13 protein-coding genes are annotated in these 16,584 nt (G+C 42.2%); 9 read left to right on the forward strand and 4 right to left on the reverse strand.

All coding sequences use genetic code 11. The features are described from left to right. The first annotated feature begins 145 nt into the window (after positions 1–145). Positions 146–2,746, forward strand: a complete 2,601-nt coding sequence (locus E5672_RS19270; protein ID WP_136783803.1) for a TonB-dependent receptor — start codon at positions 146–148, stop codon at positions 2,744–2,746. A 60-nt stretch (positions 2,747–2,806) separates the two neighbouring features. On the opposite strand, the gene E5672_RS19275 is transcribed toward E5672_RS19270, so the two are convergent. Further along, a complete protein-coding gene (locus E5672_RS19275) occupies positions 2,807–3,490 on the reverse strand; it encodes a type 1 glutamine amidotransferase domain-containing protein (RefSeq protein ID WP_136783804.1) in 684 nt (227 codons plus the stop codon). A 192-nt stretch (positions 3,491–3,682) separates the two neighbouring features. Further along, on the reverse strand, positions 3,683–6,712 hold the full coding sequence (locus E5672_RS19280) for a TonB-dependent receptor (RefSeq protein ID WP_136783805.1): 3,030 nt from the start codon (positions 6,710–6,712) through the stop codon (positions 3,683–3,685). 377 nt (positions 6,713–7,089) lie between these two features. Here E5672_RS19280 and E5672_RS19285 point away from each other — a divergent pair, with 377 nt between their 5' ends. The 5 genes from E5672_RS19285 to E5672_RS19305 all read left to right on the forward strand — a co-directional run bounded on the left by E5672_RS19285 (position 7,090) and on the right by E5672_RS19305 (position 12,001). Next, the gene (locus tag E5672_RS19285; protein ID WP_136783806.1) at positions 7,090–7,986 is read left to right on the forward strand and encodes a type 2 periplasmic-binding domain-containing protein; all 897 of its coding nucleotides are present in this window, start codon (positions 7,090–7,092) and stop codon (positions 7,984–7,986) included. Then, complete coding sequence (locus E5672_RS19290; protein ID WP_136783807.1) at positions 7,983–8,936, forward strand: hypothetical protein; 954 nt, start codon at positions 7,983–7,985, stop codon at positions 8,934–8,936. Before E5672_RS19285 ends, E5672_RS19290 begins: the two co-directional genes overlap by 4 nt. Positions 8,937–9,144: 208 nt before the next feature. Then, positions 9,145–9,768, forward strand: coding sequence for a uridine kinase (gene udk / locus E5672_RS19295; protein ID WP_014950808.1), 624 nt, complete (start codon positions 9,145–9,147; stop codon positions 9,766–9,768). 12 nt (positions 9,769–9,780) lie between these two features. Continuing rightward, positions 9,781–10,992 carry a NupC/NupG family nucleoside CNT transporter gene (locus E5672_RS19300; RefSeq protein WP_136783808.1) on the forward strand — a complete coding sequence of 404 codons (1,212 nt, stop codon included), beginning with the start codon at positions 9,781–9,783 and terminating at the stop codon, positions 10,990–10,992. Positions 10,993–11,161: 169 nt separating this feature from the next. Continuing rightward, a complete protein-coding gene (locus E5672_RS19305) occupies positions 11,162–12,001 on the forward strand; it encodes an isopenicillin N synthase family dioxygenase (RefSeq protein WP_136783809.1) in 840 nt (279 codons plus the stop codon). A 55-nt stretch (positions 12,002–12,056) separates the two neighbouring features. Here the strand turns inward: E5672_RS19305 and E5672_RS19310 are convergent, their stop codons facing one another. Beyond that, positions 12,057–13,214, reverse strand: a complete 1,158-nt coding sequence (locus E5672_RS19310) for a tetratricopeptide repeat protein (protein WP_136783810.1) — start codon at positions 13,212–13,214, stop codon at positions 12,057–12,059. Positions 13,215–13,517: 303 nt separating this feature from the next. On the opposite strand from E5672_RS19310, the gene E5672_RS19315 reads away from it, so the two are divergent. The 3 genes from E5672_RS19315 to E5672_RS19325 all read left to right on the forward strand — a co-directional run bounded on the left by E5672_RS19315 (position 13,518) and on the right by E5672_RS19325 (position 15,875). Continuing rightward, a complete protein-coding gene (locus E5672_RS19315; protein WP_136783811.1) occupies positions 13,518–14,024 on the forward strand; it encodes a fasciclin domain-containing protein in 507 nt (168 codons plus the stop codon). 234 nt (positions 14,025–14,258) lie between these two features. Beyond that, a complete protein-coding gene (locus tag E5672_RS19320; RefSeq protein ID WP_136783812.1) occupies positions 14,259–14,684 on the forward strand; it encodes an MAPEG family protein in 426 nt (141 codons plus the stop codon). Between the two features lie 204 nt (positions 14,685–14,888). Then, positions 14,889–15,875 (forward strand): GGDEF domain-containing response regulator, encoded by a 987-nt coding sequence (locus tag E5672_RS19325; RefSeq protein WP_136783813.1) that lies wholly within the window; start codon positions 14,889–14,891, stop codon positions 15,873–15,875. A 21-nt stretch (positions 15,876–15,896) separates the two neighbouring features. Here the strand turns inward: E5672_RS19325 and E5672_RS19330 are convergent, their stop codons facing one another. Continuing rightward, positions 15,897–16,583 (reverse strand): 3'-5' exonuclease, encoded by a 687-nt coding sequence (locus E5672_RS19330; protein ID WP_136783814.1) that lies wholly within the window; start codon positions 16,581–16,583, stop codon positions 15,897–15,899. Position 16,584: the final 1 nt, after the last annotated feature.

Genomic DNA, 16,584 nt, shown 5'->3' on the forward strand with positions numbered 1-16,584 from the left:
TAATAAACAAATGAGCGCCCGCTCAAATTGATTATCCCCCCGACAAAAGGCTTAATTCTCTCGACAAATTACATCTGTCAAAAATTTATAATAATCACCATCCACTTTTCGTTTTTACACAAAGTGGTGGAACGGGGAATTTAAGATGTTTAAAAATAAAAAACTTAGTTTAGCGGTAAAGCAAAGCTTGTTAATTACCAGTGTTATGGGTGTAACAACGTCGCTCACTGCTAATGCTCAAACGACTGAAGAAAATACTGAAGCACCCATTGAGAAAATCCAGGTTACAGGATCTCACATTAAGCGCGTTGATTTAGAATCAGTTTCACCAGTTACTGTTATTACAGCGGAATCAATCAAGTTATCTGGAGACACCACTGTCGCAGACGTTTTACGCAATTCGTCGATAAACACGTTTGGGTCATTTAGAGGGCAATCAGGTTATGGTAGCGGTGCCTCTGCTTCAAGTGAGGTAAACCTGCGCGGCTTAGGTGCTGGCGCAACCTTGGTACTGATGGATGGTCGTAGGTTACCAGGCTTAGGTTACGACGGCGGCTCGTCGTCTGATATGTCTATGATCCCCATGTCTATTGTTGAACGCATAGAAATTTTACGCGATGGCGCTTCTGCTATTTACGGGTCAGATGCCGTTGCTGGTGTAATCAACATCATTACTAAAAAAGAGTTTGATGGTGTTGAGTTTGGCTATAACTTTGAAGATCCGGGCGTAGACGGCGGCAACAGCAGCCAATACAACTTTGCAGCAGGCTTAACCAGTGATAGAGGCAGTATTGTTTTCATTGCAGAGCACGCCAACACTCAAGAAGTAACCGATGTAGCAGTAAACGGTGATTTTGCAGATGGCAGCTATTCAACCTATAGTCCAGTTGCCAACTTTTTAGGTGATAGCGCTGACACCTTCGCATATAACACCGACCTTTGTGGTGAAGTAACCGATACGTCCATTGAATCTGATCGTTGCGGTTACTATTACGGTAACTCTACTTGGTTGTATGGCGCATCTGAAAAGAACTCGATCATGACAAAGATCGCGTACGAACTTACCGACTCCATTACATTCAACAGTCGTTTTTCTGCGCAACAAACGTCAACCGACACTCGTTATGCCGCTACCCCTGTGTCTACGTCTTCTGTAACTATAGATTCAGACAACGCGATGAACCCATACGGCGAAGACGGCAATATTTACTTCAGAACCGCTAGTCTAGGCACCCGTGACACGACCACAGAGAAAACCACGTTTGAGTTAGTTACCGGGCTAGAGGGCTATTCAAGCTTTGCAGGAAACGATTGGGACTGGCAGATAAACTATCAGCGCACAAATGCCAAAGAAGAAGTTTTTAACTATAACTTAGTTAACGATACCGTCGTGCAAGACCTTATTGATACAGAACAGTTAGACCTTTTCAACGTTCAAGGCTTGAGCACAGAAGACTGGTCTAGCTACAACGCTGAACTTTTAGACCTAGCACGACATACAGGGACTTACCAGTCTACACAAAAGCGTGACATTATTGATGCCAGCATTTCAGGTGAAGTGTTTGCAAACGACTTTATGCGAGTTAGCGCTGTTGTGGGTGCGGAATATTCACACTTAGATTTTGAACAGATATCAGACCCTGAATCAGGTTTGGGTTTCATTTCAGGTGGCTCGGGCGGCGATGATGTCTATGCAACGCGTAAGCGCCAGTCATATTTTACCGAGGTAGCAATTGAGCTTCCGCATGATGTAGAGATATCAGGCGCACTTCGTTATGACGGCTACGAGCTTGAGGGTGATACCGGCGCTGAAATAAGTACAGCAGACTTTTCTGATACCGTACCTAAACTAGGCATAAGCTGGCGACCTTCAGAGTCATTGTTACTGCGCGCCAGTTGGGGTGAAGCATTCAGAACGCCAACAATGAGTGAAATGTTTGCGTCAATTTCCTATAGCTTCCCATCAGCTTACGATACCTATTACTGCGATACTCAAGGTAATGCAGACTCTGATACAAGCTACTGTTCTACTACACAGCAGCACCTAACCTACTACGGCGGTAATCCGAACTTAAAGCCTGAAAATTCAGAGTCATTGACCCTAGGTCTAGTGTATGACGTAACCGACGATTTTTCTGTTGAGCTGTCATACTATCAATACGACTACGAAAACAAAATTGAAGATATCGACGTAGATGATTTGATAGCAGCAGATCTTGACGGTACTTCTAGTAATATCGTTCGCGACAGCAACGGACAAATATTATCGATTACATCTGGCTACACTAATTACGCTCAAGTAAAAACAAGCGGACTAGATTTAACGGCTGATTATCGTGTACCCACATCTATTGGTGAATTTGGCGTGAACTTAGAGCTTTCTCACGTAATAAGTTATGAAGAAGAAGGTATTGAGTGGTCGGGAGAACTATTTTACCCAGACAATAGAGGCAACGTTACCTTAGACTGGAATGATGGCGATAAGTGGACAGCATCATGGAGAACACTATTTATTGGCTCTCATGGCGATACTTACTACGATTATTACCAGTATGCTGATAACTATTTTAAACATAACGTGACGGTTTCATATCAAGTTAACGAGAACTTGTTGATGTCAGCGGGTATCAATAATGTGACGGATGAATTAATCGAATACGATCCGGGCGTATGGCGCGGTTATGACGATGCTTTATACGATCCTCTAGGTCGAACATTGAATTTGAGACTTCAGGCTAGCTTTTAATTGATATAAACAATCGCCCCTTAATAAGGGGCGATTTAAAATGATCATTACTAAAACTATTTAAGCCAGTAGCTTAATGAGCGCGTCTGCCGCTGGGCGTGAAGACGGTGGATTCTGCCCAGTTACCAACAAACCATCAGTACACACTTTTACGGCGAAATCGTCAGCACTTTCATATTTTCCGCCCTTTTTAACCAGTTCATCTTCAACCAGATAAGGTACTACATCGGTAAGTTCCATTGCCGCTTCTTCGCTGTTTGAGAATCCAGTTACCTGCTTACCATCAACCAAATATTTGCCATCTGACGTTTTAACGTCTTTCAGCACAATAGGTGCGTGGCATACTGCTCCAACAGGCTTTTTCGCTGCAATTGTGTCTTCGATTAACTTAATCGAGTGCGCGTTATCAGAAAGATCCCATAACGGACCATGGCCACCGGGGTAAAATACAGCGTCAAATTCATCAGCACGCACGTCTTCAAGCGGTATGGTCGACGCCATTGCACTTCGCGCCAATTCATCTTTTGTATAACGCATAGCGTCATCTGTCATTGCATCATCCGCTAAACTATTGGGGTCGATAGGTACTTGGCCGCCCATTGGCGACGCAAGCGTTATCGTATAGCCTTGGTCTTTAAATGCGTAATATGGCGCTGCGAACTCCTCTAACCACATGCCGGTTTTCTTGCCCGTATCACCCATAATTTCGTGAGACGTCATTACCATAAGCATACGCTTTGTCATAAGCCCTCCTTGCGAGCATTTAAGAATTTAGTGTCAATTTCTTCGGACAACTCGCGTACTTAGATCATTAAAATAACGGAGGATCGTTTGATTACATAATGGTGAGATTAATGGCAAGCATAAAAAAGTGCCACTTCCTGTTAAGGAGAGTGGCACCTAACACTACAAATTGTAGTTAGTGTTTACTACTTCTTAGAAGCGGTAGTTAACACCCAAACGTAATTCCCAAAGTGATGCATCACCTTGACGTGGAGTTGGGTTTGAAGAACCAATTGTAACAGTGTTAAACGATGCTTCTTCAAGAATGCCCCAGTCGTCATTCAGCATATTTGTGAAGTTATCAATCACGAAGAATACTTGTGCTGAGTGGTCTTTGTGGAACGCTGGAACATCTTGGCGAACCGCGATATCAACTTTTGTCCACCAAGGGCTTTCTTCATCATTACGCTCAGCACCGATTGGAAGAACACTACCGCTATCTAAGTAAGGAGTGAATCCAAAGATCGCATTACCTTCATTTTTTGAGTAAACAAGGCTGTAAGGTCTGCCAGACTGTGCAACCGCAAATGCAGAGAACGTAGTGTCATAACCATCAATAAGCTCGGTGGTGTAACGGAAGTCCAATGTAAAGCGGTGAGCAATGTTCCAATCAGAAAGTGAAGATACATCTTCATTCGGGTTAGTGAATGCTCTGTACTGGTAGTTAGAGAAAGCTACCGAGCTAGTCATAGGCTGAGTATCTTCAGCGTGGCTGTAGTTATAACCCGCAACAACTGAGATTCCGTTATCCCAAGCTTTATTCATAACTGCAGTTAATGAGTATGAAGTTGAAGTCTCATCAGAATTTGTTAACTCAAGAGAGCCATAACCGTTTCTATCGTAATCGATATAACCTTCTTCGGTTAAGCCAACCGCTTCAATACCTTTGTATTTAATCATCGCTTGGTCTTGCGTAATGCTTACCAATAGGTCTAGGTTAAATACGTAGTCTTCATCTGTAATATGCGTCAAGCCCGCAGAGATTTTCCACTCGCTAGGCATTTCGAAGTCTGGGTCAAGGTTATTACTTTCGAAGTTGTCGCCTTCACCAGCATCCATAGCTGCATCTAAGTCTGACGGTACAGAATAACCAGGACCAGCAGTTACGCCATCTTCTGTGTTAACCCAAGTAATGCTGCCATCGAACAAGTTAGCGTAAGTACCTTCTACTTCACCACCTAGCACGTTAGTATTTTGATAATTGTTAGTCATCCAAACGTTAGGGTTACCACCTGAGAATAGACCAACACCACCGCGAAGTTCTGTACTATCGCTTAGCGTGTAGTTAAGGCCAATACGCGGTTGAAGTAAGTCAACACCGTCTAAGTTAGCCGTATTGCTGTAACCGTAAGAATCAGTAAATTCAGTATTTTCTACTGGACGGTCAGACGTTGTAATCCAATCATAACGAAGGCCTGCAACTACTTTAAGGTCGTCAGTTAAATAGAATTCGTCTTGTGCGTATACTGATTGAGATTTAAAGCCCCATTCTGCAGCACGGTCTAGCAGGTTACCAGAGTACGCGTAGCCGTACTCGATTTCTGCATTCGTACCGTTCTCAAAGTCTTCAAGACTTTCGAATGTAATTGACGTTTCAGAGTGCTGAACAAATAGGTTATAGATATCTAGATCGTCGCTTTCATAACCGAAAGTTAGCGTGTGGCCATTGTCGAAATAGTAGTTACCACGGAACATTAGGCTCATCGCTTCCCAGTCTAGCTGGTTAGACTGACGGCTGTCATCAGAACCTAAGTAAACTACTAGATCATCGGCGTTATCTTCAGTTTCGTTTCCAAGCTCGATTTTAATTTCGCCAAAGTCGTTGTCGCCTGGAGTGCCGTTACCGTACATAGAACGCTGAAGGTTATCTAGCTCGGTACGAGAGACACGAATTTCTGTTGAAAACTTGTCTGTCCAATCAGAGTACAATACACCTACAAACGTTTGCAGTTCTGCGCCACGCTCATATAAGTGGCTAGACAATTCAAACTCGTCTGCGTCGCCGTCAGATTCAGCAAAGTTGTTACCGTCATTATAGTTATAAGTGAAGGCGAAACGATGCTGGTCATTAATGTTCCAGTCTAACTTAATAAGTAACTTTTCATCTTCGTTAGCTAGGCTTGAAGGAACAGAGCCAGCGTCGAAGTTATACAAAGATTGTGAAACTGACTGAATAGTTTCTAGCTGCTCTTGACTAATAGCAACTTCGTTGATGGCACCTGAGCCGATTGCGCCGCGGTCAAAGGTATTAGCGCCTTCAAGTTTTTCGTATGCAGCAAAAATAAATAGTTTATCTTTGATAAGTGGTGCACCAACAGAAAAGCCATAACGCTTCTCGGTATAGCCGCCAAGAGTAATGTCGTCACCTTCTAAAGAATCACCACGTAGGCTGTCACTACCAAAGTCGTAGAAAGCAGTACCGTGAACTTCATTAGTACCTGTTTTACTTACAGCACTAATATTACACGCAGAGAAACCACCGTAGATTACATCAAACGGTGCAATTTCTACTGAAACACCAGCAATAGCATCGAAAGAGAAAGGCATTCTTTCAGTTGGGTAGCCGTTTGAGTTAAGACCGAAAAGGTCATTCATGCGAACACCATCAACAGTCAAGCTGTTGAAGCGAGGGCTTTTACCAGCACATTGGATACCGTTGCTGCCGCCTTCGTCTACGTAGATACGTGGGTCGATACGAACGATGTCAGTGATGTCACGGTTAATTGCAGGCGCTTCTTGAAGAGTAGAAAGGTCGAAGCTTGCTACTGGGCCAGTTTGACCGAAAGACAAACTACTTACTTGAGAACCAGTAACAACAATGTTTTCGTACTGAGCCGCTGGCTCAAGCGTACGTTCGATAGATGCAGATTCACCAAGCTCTAAGTAAACATCGTTGATTGTTTGATCAGCGAATTCATCAGAATCAATAACAACTGTGTATGGACCACCAACGCGAAGACCGCGAAGACTGAACGTACCACCACTGTTAACTGTTACTGTTTTCACAGCACCAGTAGGAACGTGAGTTACCGTTACAACGGTACCTGCTGCTGGGTTACCTTGAGGCCCCATAATTTTACCGTTCAATTCAGATGACGTTACCTGCGCCATTGCAGTTGACGACAAACCGATTGACAGCGCAACCGCAGCCGCAATGCGACTGAACTTTGCTGATGTTCTCATGTGTGTTTCCCTTTTTTGTTTAAATTTGTTTTTAGGTTCGCTAGTAGGGTATTTCCCGTAGTCGACCTTCAATTAATATGAATCGACAAAATTGTTATAGAGATTCATGTCAATTTTATTACAACTTTACATTTTTATTTAGCAGCAACTCCCCTAGGCGTTTGACTTTGTAAAAAATATCTTGACCAAATGGTCAGGTTAATTTACTTATTATTATTATTGTCAATTCACGGCGTTTAGCTGATGTTATTCTTGCCATATCACGCACTAATAAACAGCGTTTAACAAAAATCAGGTTTACCTATAAAAACTACAACAATAACAACAACTTAATAATTTTAAATAAACTTACCTATTGCAATAAGTAACCTTAACTGATGAAATCCATATATAAATCGTTAATTCATTTGGTCGTTTTTTTGACAGATTTAAGAATTGTTACCTCTGTAAAGTGGATTATATTAGCTATGGTTGCGCTGTTGTGTAGCCTAGCAAGCTATTACAAAAATTCTATGCTTTATGATGACATTCTGCCGCAAACTGGTCAAACATTAACCTGCAACACAGGGTTATCAGGTAATAAGGACGTGTTTTCAGCTTATATTACTGATGGTCGGATAGCGGAAATGGTTAGCGAACGCTTGTGCTCAGATAGCACAATAAAGCGTCAGTATAGTGGTATAAAAGTAGTGATTGGCCAAAGCGATTACGATACCTTTAGGTATATTAATCACGGCGTTGTTGACTTAGCATTAGTAAAAAGCAATATCGTAGACGCTTTCGGTGCAGATAAAATTTACGGTTTAACCAAACTAGCAGCCCACCCTGATTACCCCGCATTCTTCATAGCTCTCAGAGAAAAGCCATTATTAAGTAAAGAGTATTTACTTGGTAAACGCATAGGACTTTTGGATTACCCTAGTAGCCGCTCAGGTCACATAGTGCCAAAAACGGTTTTACACCACATGGGGCTAACTGACACTAATGTCGACATTATTTATTACAGCTCTCACAAGGAATTAAGGCGAGCACTTCTTGCCGGCGAAGTTGATATCATTTCGACGTATTGGGCGGAGGAAGATGCCGACACGTTTTCTAAAAACTACACTTCACCTCTACTTGAAAGCGTTAGCGGAATGCAGTGGTATTTGAAAATGCAAACTCAAAATACAGACCTGTTTTGCGCGATACAGTCTGTTATTTACGAAATAGCGACTACCCACCCAAGACCATATTACAAAAATATTACGCTGGAAGAGGGTTGTAACAAATGAGTAAAATAAAGCTTCGACCTAAATCGCCTGTCAGGCTCGTCGCAACTTTAACCTTCCTGCTAATTTCATTACAAATTGCGTCAATAATTGGCCAGTATCTTGCGCATCAATTTTCTATACACAGAGCTATTGACGTAGTGGAGAGACGGATTAGTTTGGATAGCGCTTTCCTTGATGTCGGAAACGAAACGCTGAATACACCAGCAAATAGGTATGCTATTGAACGTTACCTAGAGCGTCTCGAAAAAGTTTTAGAAGAAAAAAACCTTCCCGTAGTAGTAAGTGAAATTCAGGGCGTTAGAACCAAGTCAGACTTAACTGAATTCCCGAGATTGCACCGCACTACCTTCGAAAATGCAGAGCAAACCATTAGTATTTCTATTAACAGTAGAAATCCGCTCAATGAAGTTGGAATTAGTTGGCTGAGTATCATCCTTGCACTACTTATTTCCCCGCTTTTTGCTTTTACTAGTAAAAAAAGACGAGCACAGTCTGCGCGTGAAGAAATAGTACTTCCCCCTAAGCCTAGGCTTGTTATTAATCTACAGGAAAAAACCATTTCAAACGGTATTGATGACAAAGTAGTGACACTTCAAAACAAGCCTCTATGTTTCTATACCGCATTAGTTAAGTATTGCATAGATAACCCTAATGAATCTTTGCCTCCACATAAAGATGTACCGCACGAGTTAATGGCATTAGCAAATAAGTGCTTCGGACGGTTAATTGAATTGGGCCATACGAAGCGAAAGCGCCCAGATTTTAACGCAAACTTAGATAAAACCCTTAGCGAAATACGTGCTGCACTTGATGATGTGTTCACGGGCTATATTGATGAAAAAGAGACCTACTACCCGCCTAGAGCACAAGGTGAGGGTTCTCGTTCAAAACAGCATTCGTATGCATTGCCAAGTATTAAGGAAGACGATATAGAGATAATTGGTAATTAGCGATATTTTGATTATTTCAGTGAAAAACTGACCACTTGGAGAACTTTTTTGTATTTTTTGCGAGTTTGAAAAACACCCCGCAATACCTTGAAAATCCAATAAAGTTCCTGCAAAGACCGCGCCCAAAAGTGATAACTTGTGAATATAACATTGATTCGCGAGGCCTAAACGCGTATCTTTGCACCAACAAAATCAGCTTTATAGTACTATGCAATCGCCACTTATTATTGCCATTTCTGGAGCTTCTGGCTCTGGGAAGTCTCTTTTTACAAAAAATTTGTTTAACGGCTTCAGTGCTCAAGGCCGCCCTGTTCAGGTGCTGCGCGAAGATCACTATTATCGTGCTCAAGATCACCTTCCTATGGAACAGCGTGAGAAGAATAACTACGATCATCCAAATGCGTTTGAACATGAGTTATTAAAAGCACACTTGCAAGCACTGCGTGATGGCCAACCTATTGACTATCCACACTACTGCTATAAAACGCACACGCGCTTACCTGAAACTGAACGCCTTAATCCAGCGCCAGTTATCATCCTTGAAGGTATCATGCTGCTAGCGCGTACCGATTTATTACCTCTATATGATGTAAAAATCTTTATCGACACTCCGCTTGATATTTGTTTGATGCGCCGAATGATGCGAGACCTGAAAGAGCGTGGCCGTAGCATTGAGTCGGTGGCAAAGCAGTACGAAGAAACTGTAAAGCCTATGTATCATCAATTTATCGAACCTAGCCGCTTCACTGCCGACGTAGTAGTGACGCAAGGTGGCAAAAACCAAATTGCATTAGATGTGATCAAATCACACATTCAGCAAGCGCTTCTTTAAGGGAACATTACTATGGTAAGTTTACTGGGCATTGCAGTCCTTCTGGGTATTGCCTTCGCGTTATCATCGGCGAAACGCAATATAAATTGGCGCACCGTTGGTGGCGCATTTGCTATTCAAGCATCAGTTGGCGCATTTGTCCTGTATTCTGAACCAGGTAAGGAAGTTTTGTTAAGCGCGACCAAATTCGTTGCTAACATTATTGCTTATAGCCAAGAAGGTATAAACTTCTTGTTCGGTCCTATTGGCGACAAATCAATTGCATTCATTTTTGCCTTCAATGTACTCCCTGTTATTGTCTTTTTCTCGGCCCTTATCGCGGTGCTCTATCACCTTAAAGTGATGGGCTTAATCATAAAAATTATCGGTGGCTTTCTACAAAAAGCGTTGGGAACTAGTCGACCTGAGTCCATGTCCTCTGCTGCCAATATTTTTGTGGGCCAAACTGAAGCACCTTTAGTGGTACGCCCTTTTATTCCACACATGACGAGCTCTGAGCTGTTTGCCGTTATGGTAGGTGGTTTAGCGTCAATTGCTGGCTCTGTAATGGCAGGGTACGCGGGAATGGGCGTAGACCTTAAGTATTTATTGGCGGCCAGCTTTATGGCTGCGCCAGGTGGCTTACTAATGGCAAAAATTATCTTGCCTGAAACCAGTAAGCCAAATGAAGATTTACATGACGTAGACGCGGAAGATACTGCCTACGCCAATGTATTTGATGCTGCGGCCAGTGGCGCAGCGTCAGGCATGCAGCTTGCGTTAAACGTAGGCGCCATGCTACTCGCTTTCATAGCTTTAATTGCCATGTTCAACGGTCTTATTGGCTGGACGGCAGCGCTATTTGGTTATGAAAACGTCACGTTTGAAGGGATCCTGGGTTATGTGCTTCAACCTCTCGCATGGGCAATCGGCGTACCATGGGAGGAAGCGCAACTTGCAGGTAGTTTCATTGGTCAGAAAATGGTGGTCAACGAATTTGTTGCTTACCTCAACTTCTTAGAAAACCAATCACAGCTATCTGAAGCATCTCAGGCCATTATCACCTTTGCACTTTGTGGTTTTGCAAACTTCTCTTCTATCGCTATTTTGATGGGTGGAATTGGTGCTATGGCACCAACACGCAGAAAAGAAATTGCGAGACTGGGGCTAAAAGCTGTTATTGCTGCAACGTTATCTAACTTAATGAGTGCCGCGCTAGCGGGCTTTTACCTCTCTCTTGGTTAAATTTCATTAATTTGGACCAGTTGGTCAAGATTTTACTAGACTAACTGGTCAGGTTTCTGTAAATTACGCGCAAATTCCTCGCGGGGTTGATTTATGTCAATTTCTGCGACTTTTTTCTGTAGCCCGTCTACCTTTATAATGCCGCAGTCAAAATATACGGGATAAAGTTATGCAATTAGTTGCTGTTGATTACCAAGCGGAAAACGCACAAGAAGAATTCGTGAAGTCACTTCGCGAGACAGGGTTCGGTGTTTTAAAGAATCACCCTATCCAGCAGTCATTAGTTCAAGGTATTTACAACAATTGGCAGGGCTTCTTCGACAGTGAAGAGAAGAATGATTACCTGTACAACAAAGGTAAACAAGACGGATTTTTCCCTCAGAGTGTATCTGAGGTAGCCAAAGGCTTTACGAAAAAAGATATTAAAGAGTATTACCACTTCTATCCGTGGGGACAGTGTCCAGAAGCACTACACCCACAAATTTCTCAGTACTATGAGGAAGCAAACACACTAGCGAAAGAGCTACTGGGTTGGATAGAAAAACATTCTCCTTCAGAGGTGAGTGAGAAGTACAGTCAACCGCTAGGTAACATGATCAAAGATTCTGATCAAACCTTGCTACGTATACTGCACTACCCACCACTAAAAGGTGATGAAGAAGTAGATGCAATTCGCGCTGCTGCTCACGAAGATATTAACTTAATTACTATCTTACCGGCAGCTAACGAACCTGGATTGCAAGTACAAGCTAAAGACGGTAGTTGGATTGACGTTCCTTGTGATTTTGGGAACTTGATTGTGAATATTGGCGACATGCTTCAAGAAGCATCAGGCGGATATTTCCCATCAACTACGCATAGGGTTGTAAACCCAGATGGCACTGACATGACGAAATCTCGCATTTCATTGCCACTATTTTTACACCCTAGACCAGATGTTGTTCTTTCAGAACGTCATACTGCAGGGTCATACCTGCAAGAGCGCCTTCGTGAGCTGGGCGTTATATAAATTAAGTTCCTTTTGTAGTGTTATTCTTTTGCCGCAGCTAGTCTGCGGCTTTTTTTTAATTACTTGCCAACGTGGCTAATTTAGAAGAATAGCGCTGTTTTTCCTGTTGGTTTGATGAATGCTTAACGGCCCTTTCCAAGAAGCGTTGTGCTTCGCTTACATCTCCTAACTCGTGATAAGCTTTGGCCATTCCGAACAAAATCTCGTGACGCGCATTATCAAGCTTTAGTCCTTTTCTATAGTGCTCTATAGCAGCAATAATGTCGCCGGCCTCAAACGCCTGCTCTCCCAATATGTAATGATAAAAAGGGTTATTTTTACGCTTTGCTTCAACCATTTGCGTGATCTGCATTGCTTCTTCATCTCTGTCTTGGTGAGTATAGAGAATGGATAAATTCTCCCATGCTGTGAGGTTTTCATCATCCAGTGATAGTGCATGCTTGTAAGTCATCTCAGCCTGCTCATAAGCGTCAACCATTCTGTATAAAACGCCAAGGTTAACCCAACTTTGCTGTAGCTCAGGAGTTAATGTAGCAGCCGCACGAAAGTAGCTATAAGCCCTTGTGTAGCTATTCGCAACCAAAGCGTCTGCCCCTTTGTTGTTGTAGTACATAGACACAATTTTACTTTTCGATACAGGCTTTCTGGGAAAGTAGTTTCGTAACATCTGCGGATCAAAGTCTACGTCTGCCCATGAACCTCCAATCGATGTTACATTGTTAGCTTCAGGCATGGAGATTCGCATATTAATATGGCCGTTAAGTAAGCTGTATCCGTCCCTCCGCGTCCAGTACTCTGGAATATCCACATCGTAGAAGGTTGCTGTTAAACCAACATATTCAGCCAGCGCATAGGTCATAATGGATAACGACAAGCAGTTCGCCGCCCGATTATTAAATGTTGTATCTGCTGTGGTATTCGCACTATTGCGATAAAGCATGCCGTAGTCGGAGTGGTCAAAAATAGCTTTCACTAGACCTCTAACATTTTTCTGAGAAATGCTTTTGTCATACACCGCTTTTTCAGCAAAACGCTGAGCGTCTTCACCTAAATGAAAAATTTCATCAACAGACTCAACGGGGAATAACGTGTAAGAGGGAAAAAGGCTATCGTTTAATAGTGTAGGCGGCGACGCTAGATTTTGCTCGTCAGTGGACTGGCAAGCACTGAGAAAAAAACAAAGTAGCCAAATCAAAACTAGTCGAGTATTCATACCAGGCACCTTTTTTAGTTACTCGATAGTTCAAAATTATAGCACCCAAACACAAATTTTACATTTTATTTACATCCTGCATAACTGGTCTTTTATCGCAATGTTGTGATTTAACTGTCGCTTATCACGCTTTGCTTTTTAAAGTCGAAACGATTTGCTTATCGCATTACACAAAGTTAATCATCAAATTTTTGCGAACAGGCGTACTCATGTTCAATTCAGTAACTTTCAAAGGCTGTTGTTTAGCAATATGAAGGATGGTGAATTTCACTTAATGCCAATTTACATGTTAAAGGAAATAGTATGAAAAAATTAATGAGTGCGTTGTTTTTGATAGTAATGAGCGCAAACGCTTTCGCTGGACACCATGCAAAAGGCGATCATAAAGACATTGTTGAGACTGCTGCGAGCAATGAGATGTTTTCAACATTAGTCGCTGCGGTAAAGTCTGCCGACTTAGTTAGTACGTTGAAGGGAGAAGGTCCATTTACTGTGTTTGCCCCAACTGATGATGCCTTCGCTGCATTACCAGATGGAACAATTGAAATGCTGCTTAAACCTGAAAACAAGCAAACATTAGCAAAGATCCTTACCTATCATGTGGTGGCGGGTAAAGTAACAGCAAAAGACGTGTCGACACTAACTGATACCACTACAGTGGAAGGCAGTAAAGTGATGGTGTCTACCAGCATGAACAAAGTCATGATAAACGATGCGCAAGTAATTAAAGCTGACGTGATGACGAGCAATGGTGTCATTCATGTTATTGATAAAGTATTGCTTCCTAGTGATGTAAAAGCGGCGCTATAACTTTATCCGCAATAATAAATGCAGAGAGCAGCTGTTGTTGCTCTTTGCTTCTCTCCTAAATTATCCACCGATCTCTTCAAGTCGCTTTGGCGTAAACAACACTAACTCAATAGGCAGTTTTCAGTAGCTTTAAAGTTTCGCGTGAGCGTTAAGCCAAAATAATTTTCTCAGCTTAGATTTCACTGGCCTTGTTAATATTTAAGGTTTAAGAGTGAATCAGGAAAAGGAGTTCATATGTTTACGGTGTATACCTATAGTATTGCAGGGTTGTTGGTTATTAGCTTTACAGTCTTTGTTCAAAATATTATTGCTGCTGTTGCCCACAGAAAGCAATCTCACTACATTCCAGGCAAAGTAAGTGAAGACCTAAGCCATAATAGCTTCGTTTTTCGAAGCCACAGAACGTTCCACAACTCGCTTGAAAATATTCACCAATTTACACTCCCCGCTCTGCTCTGTATTTTTCTTGGCGCATCAACAACGCTGCTCGCTATCTTAGTTTGGTCTTTCGCCCTAAGCCGAATTGCGCATATGGCGCTCTACTATGCCATTGTCACAGAAAAAAACCCAAGCCCTCGTAGCTATTTTTATATGTTTGGCACCGTCTGTACTTTTGGCGCTTACGGGCTGGCATTACTTAATTTGTTTTCTAATATTTAACAATTGAACCTTGTGCAAAATTTAATCACAATAGGATATCTTTATTCTAAAAGATCCTTTCATCCGTTAAAGATTTCAGAAAAGCGGTAGATAACATTAAACACCGAAAGAATGCTTAAATATTACACTTTTGATTAATGTTCTTTTCGCTATTCAGGCGTATTCTTAACAGTTGAACACTTTCATATGTGTTTAGGAGACCCAGTGTACATTGATCAAGTCGGCGATCGGACGTTAGCTGATTGCAACGTATTGATAGTCGACGACCAAGCCAGCAGCAGACTTGTATTAGAAACGTTACTTGAAGAAACAGTATCGTGCTTTTCTGTGAACTCAGGAAAAGAAGCTATTGAGTATTGCCGGCATAACACACCCGATTTGATCCTTATGGATGTGTCTATGCCAGAAATGGATGGACATCAAACCACTGCGCTGCTTCGAGAAAAACCAGCGTGTGAGCACATACCTATTATTTTTGTAACTTCTTCGTCAACAGAAGAGGAAGAGTCACGCTGCTGGGCCTCCGGTTGTGTGGACTTTGTGGTAAAGCCTGTAAATGCTTGTACCCTAATCAATCGAGTAAAGTCGCATATTCAACACAAACTCAGAAGCGACTTCTTAGAAAAGCTGATTTATATCGACAAACTAACAGGTGCTTATAACAGGCATTATTTGGATGATTACCTACCCCGACTAGTAAAAGACAGTGAGCGAAACGCTACGCCACTGGCACTAGTAATTTTTGATGTCGATCACTTCAAACTTTTTAATGATATGTATGGACATTTAGATGGCGACAGTTGTTTGTGGAAAGTAAGTAAAACGATCAACGAAGCTCTTCTGCGACCTATGGACAAACTGGTTAGGATTGGTGGTGAAGAGTTCTTGGTGATCTTGCCAAATACTGACGTAGATGGAGCAAAAGCAGTGGCCGAACGCTTACTGCAAACCGTTTATGATCTCAACATTCCTCATGCTTCATCAGAGTATTCGCGAATAACGCTAAGCGCCGGTTTAGCATTAAAACTCGCAAACGACAGTAAAACTGTTGACTATATTATGCTGGAAGCAGATAAAAATTTGTATGCTGCCAAAACATCTGGCCGAAACCGGGTAGTGTCTCCTTCACAATCTGTGACTAAAAATGCAAAGGGATTGTCTTCTGGTCAAAAACTGAAAAGTCTCAGCTAACCTTAAGATTTAATGCACCTTCTACGCGCCGCCTAGTTGTACATACCCCATTGCTCCGGTGTGATACAAACAATCCAACGTATCGCTTTTTGATACGCCTAATTCTGACAGCTGTGCCAAGAAAAGCTGATGGGTAGCCAAAGCGTCATCAAGTGCATTGTGTTCGTTGAAAGCAGGAAGATCTAAGCGTTGACGACACACGCTTAACGTCGCGCTATTACTTGGTAAAACTTGGTGTTGTTTATTTAGCTGATAAAGTGCAAGTTGTAATGTATCAACGTAAACCACGTCCATCTTCGGCATTGCACATTGTTTAAAGGCGCTATTAAGCGCCGTTAAGTCTAATTTCGCATTGTGGAAAATGAGAACCTGTTGCTTAATATGTGGCGCAAAAGCATGAAGTGCTTCGTCTAACGCTTCACCTTTTTTTAAGATATCAAGGGTAAGCCTGTGAATAACGGGGCTTTGTCCTAAATCTGCCGTTGTGTTGATGACATGATAACCGCAAGAAGACAAATCAATGCAGCCACCTCTTCCACTGACGTAACCCACAGATGTGATCTGCGTGGTCGACGGGTTAAGTGACGTAAGCTCTAAATCTACAGCCACAAACGATGTATTGTAAACGTCGAGTTCACGAAGGCGCTGTTTCAGCTTGCTTTTATACCTAAAGACCCGTGAGTATGCTTCTATCCACTTTTTAATCATA

Source organism: Alteromonas portus (genome assembly GCF_005117025.1).
In the GTDB taxonomy this organism is placed as follows: Bacteria; Pseudomonadota; Gammaproteobacteria; order Enterobacterales; family Alteromonadaceae; genus Alteromonas; species Alteromonas portus.

Bases quoted from the DNA above. Each gene is read 5' to 3' on its own strand.
- E5672_RS19310 (WP_136783810.1), bottom strand. From the start codon at position 13,214: ATGAATACTCGACTAGTTTTGATTTGGCTACTTTGTTTTTTTCTCAGT.
- E5672_RS19290 (WP_136783807.1), top strand. From the start codon at position 7,983: ATGAGTAAAATAAAGCTTCGACCTAAATCGCCTGTCAGGCTCGTCGCA.
- E5672_RS19320 (WP_136783812.1), top strand. From the start codon at position 14,259: ATGTTTACGGTGTATACCTATAGTATTGCAGGGTTGTTGGTTATTAGC.
- E5672_RS19305 (WP_136783809.1), top strand. From the start codon at position 11,162: ATGCAATTAGTTGCTGTTGATTACCAAGCGGAAAACGCACAAGAAGAA.
- E5672_RS19275 (WP_136783804.1), bottom strand. From the start codon at position 3,490: ATGACAAAGCGTATGCTTATGGTAATGACGTCTCACGAAATTATGGGT.
- E5672_RS19285 (WP_136783806.1), top strand. From the start codon at position 7,090: ATGAAATCCATATATAAATCGTTAATTCATTTGGTCGTTTTTTTGACA.
- E5672_RS19280 (WP_136783805.1), bottom strand. From the start codon at position 6,712: ATGAGAACATCAGCAAAGTTCAGTCGCATTGCGGCTGCGGTTGCGCTG.
- E5672_RS19330 (WP_136783814.1), bottom strand. From the start codon at position 16,583: ATGATTAAAAAGTGGATAGAAGCATACTCACGGGTCTTTAGGTATAAA.
- E5672_RS19270 (WP_136783803.1), top strand. From the start codon at position 146: ATGTTTAAAAATAAAAAACTTAGTTTAGCGGTAAAGCAAAGCTTGTTA.
- udk (WP_014950808.1), top strand. From the start codon at position 9,145: ATGCAATCGCCACTTATTATTGCCATTTCTGGAGCTTCTGGCTCTGGG.
- E5672_RS19315 (WP_136783811.1), top strand. From the start codon at position 13,518: ATGAAAAAATTAATGAGTGCGTTGTTTTTGATAGTAATGAGCGCAAAC.
- E5672_RS19300 (WP_136783808.1), top strand. From the start codon at position 9,781: ATGGTAAGTTTACTGGGCATTGCAGTCCTTCTGGGTATTGCCTTCGCG.